A 15897-nucleotide genomic window follows, 5' to 3' on the forward strand; every position below is an offset into this window, starting at 1 on the left:
CTTTTAAGTGCCTAACGCTTAATCGTTAGTACGCTAATACCATGGTGATGCCTAATGGCATCAACCACTAATCATGTTATTCAGTTCTAAGATGGGTTGCAAAATCGCTAGAACGATAAACAACACCACGGCAGCCATACTGACCACCAGTAACGGCTCGAATACCCCAAGGGCGATATTGACGTTTGATTCAAACTCACGATCTTGGTTATCCGCTGCCCGTTCAAGCATTTGCTCAAGTTGACCACTTTTTTCACCTGAGGTGATCATATAGAGCATCATAGGTGGAAAAAGTTTAGTATTGGCCAAAGCAGCCCCTAAACTTGTGCCCTCTCGCACACGAGCAGTAGCATCTTCAACCGCAACCCTTACCCGCGCATTCATTAATACTTCACTGGCAATCCGCATCGCATCGAGAAGCGGTACTGAACTGGCAGTCAAAATACTTAATGTTCGCGCAAATCGCGCCGTATTAAGCCCTTTACTAACGCGACCAATCACCGGCATTTTTAACAGTAAAGTGTCGAACCACATCCGATTGGCACTTTTTTTAAGAAATTGCTTGAAGCCGACAAACGCCCCAACCAATACCAGCAATACGATCACACCATAATCACGAATAAAGTCTGATGATGCGATAAGCAGTTGTGTGGTCCAAGGCAATTGTTGCCCCATATGTTCGAACTGACCCACCACTTGCGGTACCACCGCCGCTAGTAAAATAGCAATCACACTGATCGCCACCACAGTTAGCACTATGGGGTAGATCATTGCCTGAGTCATCTTGCTCTTAAGCTGTTGACGACGCTCGGTGTAATCGGCGAGTCGATTCAGTACCACTTCGAGGTGACCCGATTTCTCCCCCGATGCCACCATGGCACGATAGAGATCGTCAAAAATATGCGGGAATTCAGCCATGGAATCGGCCAAGCTGTAACCTTCGACTACCCGAGAGCGAACCGCCATGACCATACTGGCAAGACGATCTTTTTCACACTGCTGACCCACGGCTTTTAGTGATTCTTCGATGGGGAGACCCGACGCCACCAAGGTCGCAATTTGACGAGTGATCATCGCCAATTCGGCAACCGAGATACCGCGCTTAAAGCTCAAACCACCACGGCTAGCTTTTGACTCTTTCTCAACGACCGCAGTGATCTCAAGCGGCATCAAACGCTGTTCACGTAGCTGACCACGGGCATGGCGTGCAGTATCTGCTTCCACAACCCCTTTCTGCTGTTTGCCCTTGGCATCTAGCGCCTTGTACTCATATGCTGGCATCGTTTACTCCTCGCGAGTGACGCGCAGCACTTCTTCAAGGGTAGTGACCCCAGCAAGCACTTTACTCATCCCGTCATGACGGATACTCGGCACAGACTTACGAATATGTTTCTCGATGGCCAGTTCACCGCGTCCGGTATGGATCAGTTCGCGGATATTATCGTCCACCAGCAAGAGTTCATGAATACCGGTACGACCACGATAGCCATTATGCCCACAGGCAGGACAACCGTTGGCACGATAAATACTGCGAGGATCATCGGCACTAATGCCCAGCAGTTCTCGCTCACGCTGATCCGGCACATGCTCAGTCTTACACTCTTTACACAAGGTACGGATAAGACGCTGGGCTAACACACCCAACAAACTCGAAGACACAAGGAAAGGTTCTACCCCCATATCTTGCAAACGAGTAATCGCGCCAGACGCCGTATTGGTATGCAAAGTCGAAATAACCAAGTGACCCGTTAACGATGCCTGCACCGCAATTTGCGCGGTTTCCAAGTCGCGGATCTCACCAATCATCACCACATCTGGATCTTGACGCAAAATAGCTCTTAAACCACGGGCAAAGGTCATATCCACTTTTGTGTTAACTTGCGTCTGACCGATTCCAGCCAGTTCATACTCGATTGGATCTTCGACGGTCAGAATATTAGTATCGACCGAGTTAATCTCGGTTAAGCCCGCATATAGCGTGGTACTCTTACCCGAGCCTGTTGGACCGGTCACCAAAATAATACCGTGCGGTTTGCGGATCAGCTCATCAAACTGGTGACGGATCATTTCCGTCATACCCAGTTGTTGTAGATCCAAATTACCGGCATTTTTATCTAACAGACGCAATACCACGCGCTCGCCATGGCTCGATGGCATGGTTGATACACGCACATCCACAGCGCGACCGGCGATCCGAAGCGAGATACGACCATCTTGAGGCACACGCTTTTCGGCGATATCCAGACGTGCCATGACCTTGATACGCGATACCAACAAAGACGATAACTTACGGTTAGGCTTTAATACCTCTTTCAGCACGCCGTCGACGCGAAAACGCACTACCAGCTGCTTCTCGTAAGTTTCGATATGAATATCAGAGGCTTCTTCTTTGATAGCTTCAGACAATAGCGCGTTAATCAACTTAATGATTGGCGCATCATCGTCACCTTCAAGCAGATCTTCCGTTTGCGGCAGTTCTTCGGCAAGGGTAAACAAGTCCATTTCATTACCAATGTCTTGCATCAGCTGCTGCGCTTCTGAAGAGTTTGCCTGATAAACCTGCGTCAATTTAGCTTCAAACACCGTAGGCGCAAGCACGGCTAAGGCCAGTTGTTGCCCTGTGTAACGTCTGACCTCAAGCATGGCTTCAATCGGCGTAGTCTCTGTATGAAACAGGGTCAATTGACCCTGCTCACTTTTCTCTAACACCAGTTGAAAGCGATGGGCGAAGGCAAAAGGCAAACGCTCACGACTGCTTGAGTGAAATACTTCGTCCGATTCGGTTTCTTGTGCTAACCCCAGCTCACTCGATACTTGGGCTAACTCATCGCTTTGCGCGGCTTGTTGCTCACTCATCGGTTTTTTCATCTTGGGTTTTGTTGTCAGAAATCGTTTTCAGCGTCGAGTCAGACTCGCGCATCGGTGTAGCTAGCCCTTGGCGATCTTTATAACGCTGTAATACTTCATTGACCTCAGGCGGTAACTGCTCAGCTTGATTCCACTCTTCCAACACGGGAACATCAGTGTTTGGCATCAAGTTAACCCCACGCTCTTGCTGTTCAAGTTGCAGCGCTCGGAAATAGTTATACTTGCGACCCGCAATGCCTTCCATGGTGATACCGTCACGAATAATGGTCGGCTTAATAAATACCATCAGGTTTTTCTTTTTCTTACCGCTCGAAGAAGACTTAAATAGATGACCGATAATAGGAATATCACCTAAGAAAGGTACCTTTTGCACACTTTCCTGAACTTCTTCATTAATCAAACCACCTAACACTACAATCTGACCTGAATCTGCCATCACAGTCGTGGTTAAACGACGAGTCGCAAAGGTCACATCGACACCGGTTTTACCATTAATACCGGAAACTTCTTGCTCGATAGTCAGTTTAACTGAAGAGCCTTCGTTTATCTGTGGTACCACTTTCAGCTTAACCCCAACCTCTTTACGCTCAACGGTCTGGAATGGATTGCTGTTGCCATTACTGGAGTTTTGGCTGCCGGTTAAGATTGGCACTTCATCACCAACAATAAACGAAGCTTCTTGGTTATCTAGGGTAGTAATTGAAGGCGTTGCCAGCACGTTGGATTTAGTATCACTCGACACCGCTTGGATCAGCGCACCGAAATCGCCCATTGCGACGCCCCATGCCATGCCATTCACTTTACCTAAGGCTTGAGCCAGCAAAGTAATATCGCCACGCACTTCAGGGTTAGTGGTGGTCACAGGATTACCATTACTGTCGATAGTGGTTACGGTATTCGCGTCCTCAGATTGAGCCTGCCAAATACCGGCTCCCACTTCACCAATGGTTGGGCCTAAGTTATTAAACTGAGTACCACCGCCAGCTTTGGTTGCCCACTGCACACCAAAACCAACATCATCACCTTCGGCCACTTCAACAATAATGGCTTCCACTAATACTTGTGCACGACGCACATCGAGCTGATTAATCACACTTTCTATGGTACGCATTTGATCCGGTTCAGCGCTGATCACCAAGGCATTGGTATCCGCATGAGCCATGATGTTGATGCCGCTTCGACGTTGACTACGGCCGCCTTGAGATTGACCTCCAGATGCAGCTTGTTGATCACTATCGAGTTTTTCAGCAAAGCCGGTTAACACCTCAACCAGCTCTTCAGCTTTGGCATAACGTAAGTAACGTACTTTGGTATTGCCCGTCGACGCCTGCTCGGCATCTAACGTTTTAATCAAGGCGACAACACGTTGACGGCTCTTCTCATCACCACTCACCACCACGGCGTTGGTACGCTCATCAGCCACCACTTTAGGTGCCTGACCGGGCATTTGTGCTTGGTTTGCCGATGCACGATAAAGAGTTTCGATAATACGGACAATTTCACCAGCAGAAGCATACTGCAAAGGCACCACTTGAACTTCGGTATCACCTTGCTTATCGACGCGGCGAACAATTTCAACCAACTTGTTAACCACTGCCGCGCGGCCTGAAATCATCAATACATTTGAAGGGTCGTAGTTGACCACGTTACCGCCGCCGGCATTATCGTTTAGCTGACGAAGAAGTGGCGCAAGCTGTTTAGCCTCTGTGTTATATAGCGCAACAATACGGGTGACCATCTCATCGCCAAGGCCAGGACTATTATCATCGGCAACACGGATGGCCGAGGTTTTGGCATCCTTATCCTTAATCACCTTGATAATATTGTTATCCATCTCAACGACGGCATAACCATACACCTGCAATACGTTTAGGAAAAATTGATAATATTGTTCATCGGTTAGCAGATCGTAACTGCGCACGTTGATTTTGCCGCGCACGGTAGGATCGACGATGATAGTACGGTTCAAGTTTTTACCAACGATATTGATAAATTCTTGAATATCTGTGCCTCTAAAATTAGCCGCATACTGCTCTGCCCACGCGAGCGATGGCGCTAGCAATGATGCGCCGATAACAACTCCCGCGATAAGATTGCGGCGAACTTTCTGTTTGTTCATTTAATAACTTCCCCTAAACCCTTTTTATTGCGGCAAACTAAACATGATCTCAACCAGCTGACCTTCTCTTTCAACCATCAAAGAGATTTCGGTCATCTCTGGCAACTGCGCCATCACTTCCAATGCCTGGCTCATATCAGTTAGATCATAGCCGTTGATTGATTTTGCTAAATCGTTGGCCTTTAAACCGGCTTGTTCAAATAATTCTCTGTCTTTTCCAGGATTTAAACGATAACCCTGTACTTCCCCATCTCGGTTCACTGGTGAGATTGCAAGATAATCTGTGATTTTGCTGGGGTCACTTAACAGCTCTTCACGAGACTGCTCTAGCTCTTCGGAGATTTCCTGATTACGGCGATCGACCTTACGTACATTATCGCGTTTCGCTTGTTGTAACTGCTCATTAGCCTGACCTTGAGTTTCATATTTCAAACCATCGAGCATCAAGGTCTCATAGCGACCACTATTGGAAATAATAATACGATCGGCATACACCTCTTTTAATGAAGCAGAGGTGCCTTTAATTTTATCACCCAAACTATAGGTATTTTGGCTACCACCAGACTCAATAACCGCCAAACCTTTCTGCTGCGCAGTCGAAGCGACCACACCCGTTAATTGAATTGAGAGAGATGTTTTAGGCGCATCAGTAATGATGTCTTCGACAGGAGCCGCTTTAGGCTTATCGGCATTGGGATCAGGCTTACCAAACAAAGACAAGCCTTCCAAGCTAGAGAGATTGACCACAGAAGAGCCACCGCTACCAGAGACTGGTGTCGGGGTCCAATTGGCAACCGGCTGATTTAAAGGGACTAATTTCCACGAAATTTGCGCAGATAAATAAAGCGCAACCAGCAGACCCACCCAGAAGGTCGCATTACTTAGAGGCTTATGAGGCACCCCTTTCGCCGCAGAAATAACTTTATCTAATATATCCATATGATATGGACCCTCGAATAGGTCTCTAATTTAATTTTCTTAATACTAGCAAGATATAGCTCATGCTAACCTAGACAGCTATTTGCAACAAGCCCATAACAGTTACGAGTTGGCCTATAATCGCGAAATATGCTAACTTTACGCGCCTAAAAAGGGTGTGAACTCAGTCTCTATTATGACCTCATCACACCGTTCAAGTTGCCACTTATTGTCAAGCTTGTGAACTTACCCCGCTTTATCGCCGCAACTGGAGAAGCATTTATCATGGTATCTGAACAACTTATTTCAGTCCGGCTCGACAAATGGCTATGGGCAGCGAGATTTTATAAGACTCGCGCCATCGCCAAAGAGATGATCAACGGTGGCAAAGTACACTACAATGGACAACGCACAAAATCGAGTAAAAATGCGGAAATTGGTGCGTTATTAAGAATAAGACAGGGATATGACGAGAAAGAGGTCGTCATTACAAAATTATCTGAGCAACGTCAGAAAGCCTTGGTCGCACAAACCTTGTACCAAGAAACCCCTGAAAGTATTGCTAAAAGGGAAACTTATGCCGAAGCGAGACGCTTAAATGTGCTCAATAATCCGGCTCCCGACACTAAACCAGACAAAAAGCAGCGCCGCCAATTAATGCGCTTTAAAGAAAGCTAACCGTGAGATTGAAATGAGTAAAGATATATTAAACCGCTACCTGTTTGATAACGCCGATGTGCGTGGTCAAGTCGTGCAACTGGAGAAAAGCTACCAAGATGTGCTATCTGCCCACTCTTACCCTGTGGCTATCCAACGCCTTCTAGGAGAGTTGATGGCGGCAACGTCACTACTCACTGCAACCCTCAAATTCGACGGTGACATCAGCGTTCAGGTACAAGGTAACGGTCCGGTTTCCCTCGCCGTCATTAATGGAAATAACCTGCAACAGCTTCGCGGCGTTTCTCGTTGGGAAGGTGACATTGCTGCCGATGCTGACCTTGCAAGCCTAATGGGTAAAGGTTACATGGTAATCACGCTAACACCAACAAATGGTGAACGTTATCAAGGTGTTGTTGAATTAGACAAGCCTACACTCGCCGAGTGTTTAGAGCAGTATTTCATTCAGTCAGAACAGCTGCCGACAACTATTCGTCTATTCGCTAATGGCCAACAAGCTGCCGGCATCTTGCTACAAGTACTACCGGGTGAAAATGAACAAAATGACGCTTACGAGCATCTCGAGCAGCTTACTGTCACCATCAAGGCTGAAGAACTGTTTAAACTTGAGGCGACCGAAGTATTACACCGTTTATACCACCAAGAAGCTGTGCGTCTATTCGATCCTATCGAAGTCACCTTTAACTGCACTTGTTCTCGCGAGCGCAGTTTACAGGCCTTGCGCACCATTCCTCAGGAAGAACTGGAAGCTATCTTAGCCGAGCAAGGCAAGATTGATATGGGCTGCGAATACTGTAATAGCAATTACAGCTTCGACTCTATCGACATTGCTGCGCTGTTTAAAAACGCCAGCTCGACCGATACACCACAGTGATCGGCATGCGGCACTTCCGCCGCTAAGATTCACTACAATAAGGGTGCCTCCAGGCACCCTTTTTTATTTCAACATTCATCGATCCAGTTCACACTTTAGTTATGGCTTAAGTTACAATCGAAAAACTGCGAGCCAATACGCAGAGCATATAAATCAAACTGGCATAGACCAGCAAATTAAAATGACCTAATGATGGAGACCTTAATAGATGCAAGATGGAACTAAACGTGTGCACAGAAACCCCTCGACAGCCCAGCTGATAGAACTTGCACTAGCCCGTGGCGAAGGAGAGCTTACGGCAAATGGTGCTTTAGTTGCCAAAACCGGCGAAAGAACCGGACGTTCACCTAACGACCGTTTTATCGTTAAAGAAGCCAGCAGTGAAAATGAGATCGATTGGGGTGCCATCAACAAGCCTTTCGAAATGAATGCCTTTGACGCACTTTGGCAACGAGTTACTAATTATCTCGCCGATAAAGAAACCTTTGTATCTGAATTAGAAGTCGGTGCCGATACTGACCACTATCAACCACTGCAAGTCACTACAGAAACGGCCTGGCATCAGTTGTTTGCCCGAAACTTGTTTATCGTACCAGAGCAATTTAATGCCGCCGATAAACCCGTGTGGCAGATCATCAATGCCCCCGGTTTTGTCTGTGAACCTAGCCGTGATGGAACTCACTCAGATGCCGCAGTGATCATCAACTTTGCCGACCGTAAAGTGCTGCTTGCTGGCCTAAAATACGCAGGCGAAATGAAGAAGTCGATGTTCTCGGTACAAAACTTCTTATTACCAGCCAAAGACGTATTACCGATGCACTGCTCTGCAAACGTCGGCGCAGAGGGAGACACCACTTTATTCTTCGGCCTATCTGGCACAGGAAAAACCACCTTATCTGCCGATCCTAAACGTTTTCTTATCGGTGATGATGAACATGGTTGGGCTGCTGGCGGAGTGTTTAATATCGAAGGCGGTTGCTACGCTAAATGTATCGATCTCAGCCAGAAAAATGAGCCGGTGATTTGGGATGCCATCCGTTTTGGTACTGTGCTGGAAAACGTCACCTTAGATGAACATCGAGTGCCAGATTACAGCAATACTCAGCTAACAGAAAACAGCCGCGCCGCTTATCCATTGGAGCATATCGCCCAGCGTAAAGCGGAAAACTGCGGCGCTGAACCCCAAGCCGTGGTGTTCTTAACCTGTGACGTATCTGGCGTACTACCACCAGTATCTAAACTCAGCAAAGAACAAGCCGCGTACCATTTCTTGTCGGGTTATACCGCTAAGGTAGGTTCTACTGAAATGGGTTCTACTTCGGCGATTCAATCGACTTTCTCGACCTGTTTCGGCGCACCTTTCTTTCCACGTCCAGCCGGAGTCTATGCCGAATTGCTGATCAAGCGTATCGAGTCGTTTGGCAGTCAGGTATATCTAGTCAATACTGGCTGGACGGGGGGGCCTCATGGTGTCGGTAAGCGTTTTGATATTCCAACGACCCGCGCCATCATCGACGCGATTGTTAGTGGCGAGCTAAAAGAGGTTGAAACCCTGCATATCGACAAACTTAACCTTAATGTGCCAGTGGCTGTCACCGGTGTCGATAGCAAGCTGTTAAATCCGGTCAATACATGGGCCGATAAGGCAGAGTACGACAAATATGCCCAGCAATTGGCGCTAGAGTTTGCCGCTAACTTTGAAAAGTATGATGTGTCAGAGGCGATTAAACAGGCGGGTCCCAAAGCCTAAGTTAATCATCTCAATCTTAATCGCTATCGGCTTAATCACTTTAGATTAACAACCCTAGTCTCCAGCTCGGCAGTGTTATCGCTGTCGAGCTGATTATTCTCCACAGCATTTCACTGTAGATGAAACAATACCAATCGCAGTCATTATCTGATCATTCTTGCTAGTTAAAATCGCAACCGTGTTGTGGATTTTGTAATTAAAATATGCAATTTACGCCTTGTTCTCGACAATTTTTCCTGTGCCCTTTTCTGTGACAAACGGGCTGATCACTCATTTACTTTGATTGGTATAACTCTCCTCTAAATGACTTTCCCAAAAAACTTTGTTAGCAGAAATGTTTGCTTTTTTTATCTAGACAATTCAGGTTTAAGTGATTGATGGCTAAGCTTGAACCTATCACAGTCTCTGCTCGCGACGGATGCTAGCATTAGCCCTTAAATATGTCGCTATACTGACAACTGCCCGAGTTCGACCGCATTGGCTCAGGTCTCCACTAAACAAATAATAAGACGAGGTCCCAGTGACAAACAAATCCAACAAATTGATGCGCAATATTGGCGTTCAAGTCGTTATCGCCATGCTTATCGGTGCTGCCGTAGGCTTTATGATGGGAGAAGACGCCAGTATTTTTGCTCCCTTGGGCACCATCTTTATTCACCTGATTAAGATGTTGGTGATCCCGCTGGTACTTGTCTCAATTATCGCCGGAGCAGCCAGCTTAGGAGACAGCCCTAAAGCGGGGAAAATTGGCATAGGTACCTTTGCCTTTTTCATTCTTACCTCTGCAGCGGCCGTGGCCTTAGCACTGATATTGGGTAATTTATTTCAACCTGGCGCAGGCATAGATTTTAGCACTCAAAATAGCGCGAACTTAATGACTGTCACCGAGGAGCAAGGCGCACTACCTGGGGTAATGGATACCTTTATCGGTATGATCCCAACCAATGTGTTTGAATCCCTGACCACTGGCAACATATTGCAGATCCTGTTTTTCAGTATCTTCCTCGGTATCGCCTTAACCAAGGTGAAACCCGAAGGTGCCAAGCCCATTATTACTGCACTCAATGCCCTTATCGATGCGTTCGTATGGATGATTAATTACGTCATGATCATCGCCCCAATCGGTGTCTTTGGCTTAATGGCTGAATCTGTCGGGACCTTCGGTTTCGAAGCATTAGAAGTGGTATTTAAGCTATTTATTTTATTTGTGGTAGCTATTTTGATCTTCGGCTTTGTGTTCTTCCCCGCACTGGTTCAACTTTTCTCACGAGTAAGTGCCAAAGAGTTTATCAGCAAGATGAAGAAACCTCAGGTCATGGCACTGTCTACCGCCTCCTCTATGGCAACGCTACCTGTGACTATGGAAACCTGTGAAGAAGAACTCAAAGTCTCTAAAGCCACCGCGTCATTCGTTCTGCCTCTAGGGGCGACCATCAACATGAGCGGAAATGCCATCTACTACGGTTTAGTGGCAATATTTTTCGCGCAGATGTATGGCATCGATCTGACCTTGGCCACCTACGCTGCAATCATCTTTACCTCAACATTAGGTGCTATCGGCCAAGCAGGGGTTCCAGGGCCTTCATTCTTGGTGGTTGCAGTGCTGCTAGCAGCTGGTATTCCCATCGACGGCCTGCCACTCTTGTTCGCCTTAGATAGGGTTTTTGACATGATCAGAACCTCGCTTAATATTACTGGCGATGCCGCATGTGCCCTGATCATGGATAAATACGCCGATCAGCCTGTGAAAGAATAACCGCTGTTTCAGACTAACAATCAGCGCAGGTCGTTAATCGCGTCTGCGCATTTTTGTCGCTATGGTTCCAATAACCCCGGTGCTTCAGCTCTGGCAAGACACCAAACCTGTACCTGAATGTAATCCACCTCAAATAGCTTAGCTATCGTCTGTGCCGTGGTTCCCGTAGTCACCACATCATCGACAATCGCTACTCTTTGATAGCCAAAATCAGCCTTAAGCCTAAATGCATCAGCTAAGTTTCTGCGCCGCTGCTTACCTGTTAATCCCTCCTGTGGACGGGTATCGACAATGCGCACCAATGCATCCTCGATCAGTGGAATATCGAGCTGACGACTCAGCGACTCGGCAATCAACCAGGCTTGATTAAAGCCACGCTGCCTTAATCTATTAGGATGCAAAGGCACTATAACTAAAGCCTGAGGCCTTTGAATCAAGTGCAATTGCTCCAATGCCAACACTCGCCTAACCAAGGCCGCAGTCATAGCTTCAAGCCCAGCAAGCTGTGCCTGATATTTTATTGCAGCCACCTGCTCACCAATACCGTGGTGATAACTAGCGGGAGCCACTACCTTTAGCGGCTGCTGTTTCATACAAGCACCACAATAAGCGGTTTGAACCACTAAGCTGCGTCCACAACCCAAGCAACTAGGCGTTTGATACAACACGGCATTGAGACAGGAAGGGCAGATACCCGAACCGAGTTCGATACCCTGATGGCACATCAAACAACGATTAGGTAGACTAGCGTCGATCAGCTGTAATACAGCACGATGAATCTGTGAGCCTAAATCGGTCACCGACAATATTCGCCGCGGCAAACTCGGCGTGAACTTCCACTGTTTATTTAAGGGCATTTTGTGAGCCAGCAATCCTTGCATATTGAAACTATAGGCCAAGGTCATCCCATAGTCATGCTTCATGGCTGGGGGGTAAACAGTGCGGTATTTAATCCTCTGCACGCAGACCTTGCCGATTACCAAGTTCACTATGTTGACCTGCCTGGTTTTGGCGACAGCAAAACCGTTGAAGGTGATATCGATACTTGGGTTGATAGCATCATGGCACAGGTGCCTGAAAAGGCTATTTGGGCAGGTTGGTCATTAGGCGGATTAGTGGCGACTCGCGCGGCAATACGCCACCCACAACGAGTCAAAGCCCTGCTAACCATAGCGTCATCACCTTGTTTTATGGCGCGAGAAGCGGAAGGCTGGCCGGGTATCGCCCCACAAGTCTTAGCTCAATTTGGACAACAATTAGATCAAGACTTAGCCAAGATGGTAGAACGCTTCCTCGCTATTCAGGCCATGGGCAGCGAAACGGCCAAGCAAGATATTAAGCAGCTTCGAGATCTGGTGCTCGCTAAGCCCTTACCCGATGCAATAGCATTGAAACAGGGATTACAAATGTTGGCTGAGGTGGATTTACGTCCACAGTTAGACCAATTAATGCTGCCTTGGTTAAGAGTCTGGGGACGCTTAGATGGGCTGGTTTCTCGCCGAGTCCCCCCTTTGATGCCCAAGCCAAATGACTTAATCAATGATGTCACCCTAACTAAGGCTTCACATGCGCCATTCTTTTCCCATCGACAGGCATTTTCTGAAGCAGTTTTAGCTTGGCTCAAACAAGTGGCGTAAAGGCAATCGCCTAGCTAAAAGTCGATAAACTAGCGCTTTTCATCATCCTAATTTTTGTTTAGTATTTAAACAGCCATCAAGGAGTGAATAGCATGTTAGTGGTGACCAACTACCCTCAAGTCCCCATAGCGACAACTAATGCCGCGACGGACAGCGCTCGGGTAGACAGCCAGCAACGCCCCCCTATCATTCCGGCTCCTCAGCTAGCCAAGAACCACGAAGAACGCGCATTTAACCCGCAACATGAACGGGTCGCCGACGATATTCACACTCAAGCTAAGCTGCACGAAAAAGTGCAAAAAAAGCAGCAAGGCGACAGTCAGCAGCAGAGCCAACAACAAAAAGAGCAGAGTCGTAAAGCGGCGATCACCAGCATGCAAGCGCAGCGATACAAGCCAGCGCTGCAGCGCCGAGATGTTAGCCTACCTCAAGGGACAAACTATCCATGCGCTGAAACCAAAGCTAAAAGCTCAACCACAAAAACCGCCTCTAACAATTTTTATCAAAAAGTGTCGGAGCACATTAACCACTTTTACCAAAATCAAAGTTTACCTAAAGGTGAGCCAGCCTTCTCAACCTTAGTGTAGCGCTAGCCCTCCCAGTAAGCTGAACACAAAAAAGCCGAAGCACAAGCTTCGGCTTTTAATTACTCTATTTATCTGACTATACCAATTGCAGTAATTATATGATCATTCTTGCTAGTTAAAATCGCCGATAACCATTTTGTAAATTTAGTAATTATTAATAACTAGTTACTGCAATTTACGCCTTGTTCTCGACAATTTTTCCTGCGCCCTTTTCTGTTACAAACGGGCTGATCACTCATTTACTTTGATTGGTATTACTTTTTCAATTTAGCGAATGCATCGGCAAAGGCGTTACCCATAGCGGCATTGGCAGGTGCTTTGGCAGCCTTATTACCCGCGTATGATGACTTGCCTTTAGACGACTTATTAGCATGCTGGGATTTATTCACCGCCGGGCCTTGACTGGCTTTATCGGCCGCTTTTTCATCCAAACGCATAGTTAAACTGATACGTTTGCGCTCAGCGTCCACCTCTAACACTTTCACCTTAACCACATCGCCCGCTTTCACCACTGTATGAGGATCGCTAACAAACTTGTCGGTTAATGAAGAGATATGCACTAAGCCGTCTTGATGTACTCCCACATCGACAAATGCACCGAAGTTAGTCACATTGGTGACCACACCTTCAAGCACCATTTCTGTCTTAAGATCTTTAATCTCGTTGACGCCCTCTTTGAATACCGCGGTCTTAAACTCACCACGAGGATCGCGTCCTGGTTTTTCCAATTCGCTCAAAATATCTGTGATAGTCGGTAAACCAAATGTTTCGGTCACAAAACGCTGTGCATCTACCTGCTTGAGCAGCTCAGGGTTGCCTATCATGCTAGCTAAAGGTTGCTGCTGAGCCTCGGCAATTGCCTCAACCACAGTATAAGCTTCAGGATGCACCGAACTGGCATCCAGTGGATTTTCACCATCAGAGATCCGCAAGAAACCGGCCGCCTGCTCGAAGGCTTTAGGCCCAAGTCGCGCCACCTTCAACAGCTGCTTACGGCTGGTAAACTGGCCATTTTGATCACGATAGTCAACGATATTGCGGGCCAAGGTTTTGTTCAAACCTGCTACCTGAGCCAATAGCGGCATCGAAGCCATATTCAAATCGACGCCCACACCGTTTACGCAATCTTCAACAACCGCTTCCAGTGACTGTGACAACTGGCTCTGGCTTACATCGTGTTGATATTGCCCGACACCAATAGACTTTGGCTCAATCTTCACCAGCTCGGCCAGAGGATCTTGTAGGCGGCGCGCAATAGATACTGCACCGCGAATAGAAACATCTAAATCTGGAAACTCTTCGGCCGCTAATTCTGATGCAGAATACACCGAAGCGCCCGCTTCGCTGACCATGATCTTAGTAAGCGAGGGGAGCTCTGACTTCATGGCGCCTATCAGCTCGGCGGCTAACTTATCGGTTTCGCGAGAGGCGGTGCCATTGCCTATGGCAATTAACTCAACCTTATGCATTTTGATCAAGTTTGACAGAGTACGCAGCGACTTTTCCCACTGATTTTGTGGAGCATGTGGGAAGATGGTCGAGTGCGCCACCAGCTTGCCGGTATTATTCACAATTGCCACCTTCACACCAGTACGCAGGCCGGGATCCAGCCCCAGAGTACACTTGGCTCCAGCGGGTGCCGCCATTAACAGGTCGCCTAAGTTACGGGCAAACACATTAATCGCTTCGGTTTCGGCACGCTCACGCAGCTTGGCGATAAACTCGGTTTCCATCTGCAAAGCGACTTTAATGCGCCAAGTGGACGTCACCACCTGCTTAAGCCACTGGTCGACGTCGCTATCAGTCAATTTAAGATTAAAGTGATCGCTGATGATCACTTCACAATAGCTACCTGACTTGGCTTCGCTATCTGGATCGGCATTCATGTTAAGGCTAAGCACACCTTCATTGCGACCGCGTAACATGGCCAAAGCGCGATGAGATGGGATCTGCATGAGTTTCTCGTTGTGCTCGAAATAATCCCTAAACTTAGCGCCTTCCTTTTCTTTGCCTTTGACCATGCGGCTTTCAAGCTGGGCATTTTGGCTCAAATGGCGACGCACTTTTTGCAATAGTTCGGCATCTTCGGCAAAACGCTCCATCAAGATAAAGCGAGCCCCATCGAGCACCTCTTTGACATCATTAAAGCCCGCTTCGGCATTAATAAATTTGCTGGCGGCGGCTTCGATATTCGCCTGTCGGTCTTGGAGTAACTGGTCGACTAATGGCTCAATACCCGCTTCAATCGCAATTTGGCCTTTCGTGCGACGCTTAGGCTTAAAGGGCAGATACAGATCTTCTAATCGTGTCTTGCTGTCGGCGGCATCGATTGCAGCCTGTAAGGCAGGCGTTAACTTGCCTTGAGCATCGATACTCGACAAGATCACCTTGCGTCTATCGCTAAGATCACGCAAATAACCCAAGCGGCTGAACAGGGTACGCAGCTGAGTGTCGTCTAAACCTCCGGTCACCTCTTTACGGTAACGGGCAACAAACGGAACCGTTGCGCCTTCATCTAATAAGGTGATTGTTGCGGTGACTTGCTGCTCTCGTACATTGAGCTCTTGAGCGATGATTTGCGCAATATTTTGCATAAATTGTATTGTGCCTACATAGAAAGATTTATTGTCGCCAAAGATACCACAGCAACAGCCTAAGTTGTACGGTCTATATGCCGTACAACTAGGCACTTGGCTAGAAATGACGACCC

Annotated in this window: 12 protein-coding genes; 6 read left to right on the plus strand and 6 right to left on the minus strand. The window is 47.4% G+C overall.

Going from position 1 to position 15897, the window contains the following annotated elements:
* Positions 1-60: 60 nt before the first annotated feature.
* From gspF to gspC, 4 genes are read right to left on the minus strand one after another with little or no spacing between them, the layout of a single operon-like run.
* Positions 61-1281 carry a type II secretion system inner membrane protein GspF gene (gspF, locus tag L1D21_RS13275; RefSeq protein ID WP_239845751.1) on the minus strand — a complete coding sequence of 407 codons (1221 nt, stop codon included), beginning with the start codon at positions 1279-1281 and terminating at the stop codon, positions 61-63.
* 3 nt (positions 1282-1284) lie between these two features.
* The gene (gene gspE / locus L1D21_RS13280; protein WP_239845752.1) at positions 1285-2856 is read right to left on the minus strand and encodes a type II secretion system ATPase GspE; all 1572 of its coding nucleotides are present in this window, start codon (positions 2854-2856) and stop codon (positions 1285-1287) included.
* Positions 2849-4987, minus strand: a complete 2139-nt coding sequence (gspD, locus tag L1D21_RS13285) for a type II secretion system secretin GspD (RefSeq protein ID WP_239845753.1) — start codon at positions 4985-4987, stop codon at positions 2849-2851. Before gspD ends, gspE begins: the two co-directional genes overlap by 8 nt.
* Before the next feature lie 24 nt (positions 4988-5011).
* Positions 5012-5926: a type II secretion system protein GspC gene (gene gspC / locus L1D21_RS13290; protein WP_239845754.1), complete on the minus strand. Its 915-nt coding sequence runs from the start codon at positions 5924-5926 to the stop codon at positions 5012-5014.
* Positions 5927-6190: 264 nt separating this feature from the next.
* On the opposite strand from gspC, the gene hslR reads away from it, so the two are divergent.
* From hslR to L1D21_RS13310, 4 genes are all read left to right on the plus strand, one after another.
* A complete protein-coding gene (gene hslR, locus L1D21_RS13295) occupies positions 6191-6583 on the plus strand; it encodes a ribosome-associated heat shock protein Hsp15 (protein WP_239845839.1) in 393 nt (130 codons plus the stop codon).
* Between the two features lie 13 nt (positions 6584-6596).
* Positions 6597-7457 (plus strand): Hsp33 family molecular chaperone HslO, encoded by an 861-nt coding sequence (hslO, locus tag L1D21_RS13300; protein WP_239845755.1) that lies wholly within the window; start codon positions 6597-6599, stop codon positions 7455-7457.
* Between the two features lie 208 nt (positions 7458-7665).
* Complete coding sequence (locus L1D21_RS13305) at positions 7666-9207, plus strand: phosphoenolpyruvate carboxykinase (protein ID WP_239845756.1); 1542 nt, start codon at positions 7666-7668, stop codon at positions 9205-9207.
* Positions 9208-9751: 544 nt separating this feature from the next.
* Positions 9752-10963, plus strand: a complete 1212-nt coding sequence (locus tag L1D21_RS13310; RefSeq protein WP_239845840.1) for a dicarboxylate/amino acid:cation symporter — start codon at positions 9752-9754, stop codon at positions 10961-10963.
* 59 nt (positions 10964-11022) lie between these two features.
* On the opposite strand, the gene L1D21_RS13315 is transcribed toward L1D21_RS13310, so the two are convergent.
* Positions 11023-11820 (minus strand): ComF family protein, encoded by a 798-nt coding sequence (locus L1D21_RS13315; protein ID WP_239845757.1) that lies wholly within the window; start codon positions 11818-11820, stop codon positions 11023-11025.
* 3 nt (positions 11821-11823) lie between these two features.
* Between L1D21_RS13315 and bioH the strand changes: the two genes are divergently transcribed.
* Together bioH and L1D21_RS13325 are read left to right on the plus strand one after the other, a co-directional pair.
* Positions 11824-12600: a pimeloyl-ACP methyl ester esterase BioH gene (gene bioH / locus L1D21_RS13320; RefSeq protein WP_345773521.1), complete on the plus strand. Its 777-nt coding sequence runs from the start codon at positions 11824-11826 to the stop codon at positions 12598-12600.
* A 92-nt stretch (positions 12601-12692) separates the two neighbouring features.
* Positions 12693-13187 carry a hypothetical protein gene (locus tag L1D21_RS13325; RefSeq protein WP_239845758.1) on the plus strand — a complete coding sequence of 165 codons (495 nt, stop codon included), beginning with the start codon at positions 12693-12695 and terminating at the stop codon, positions 13185-13187.
* Positions 13188-13441: 254 nt separating this feature from the next.
* Here the strand turns inward: L1D21_RS13325 and L1D21_RS13330 are convergent, their stop codons facing one another.
* Complete coding sequence (locus L1D21_RS13330) at positions 13442-15781, minus strand: Tex family protein (protein WP_239845759.1); 2340 nt, start codon at positions 15779-15781, stop codon at positions 13442-13444.
* Positions 15782-15897: the final 116 nt, after the last annotated feature.

The sequence above is a fragment of the Shewanella sp. Isolate11 genome, assembly GCF_022398315.1.
In the GTDB taxonomy this organism is placed as follows: Bacteria; Pseudomonadota; Gammaproteobacteria; order Enterobacterales; family Shewanellaceae; genus Shewanella.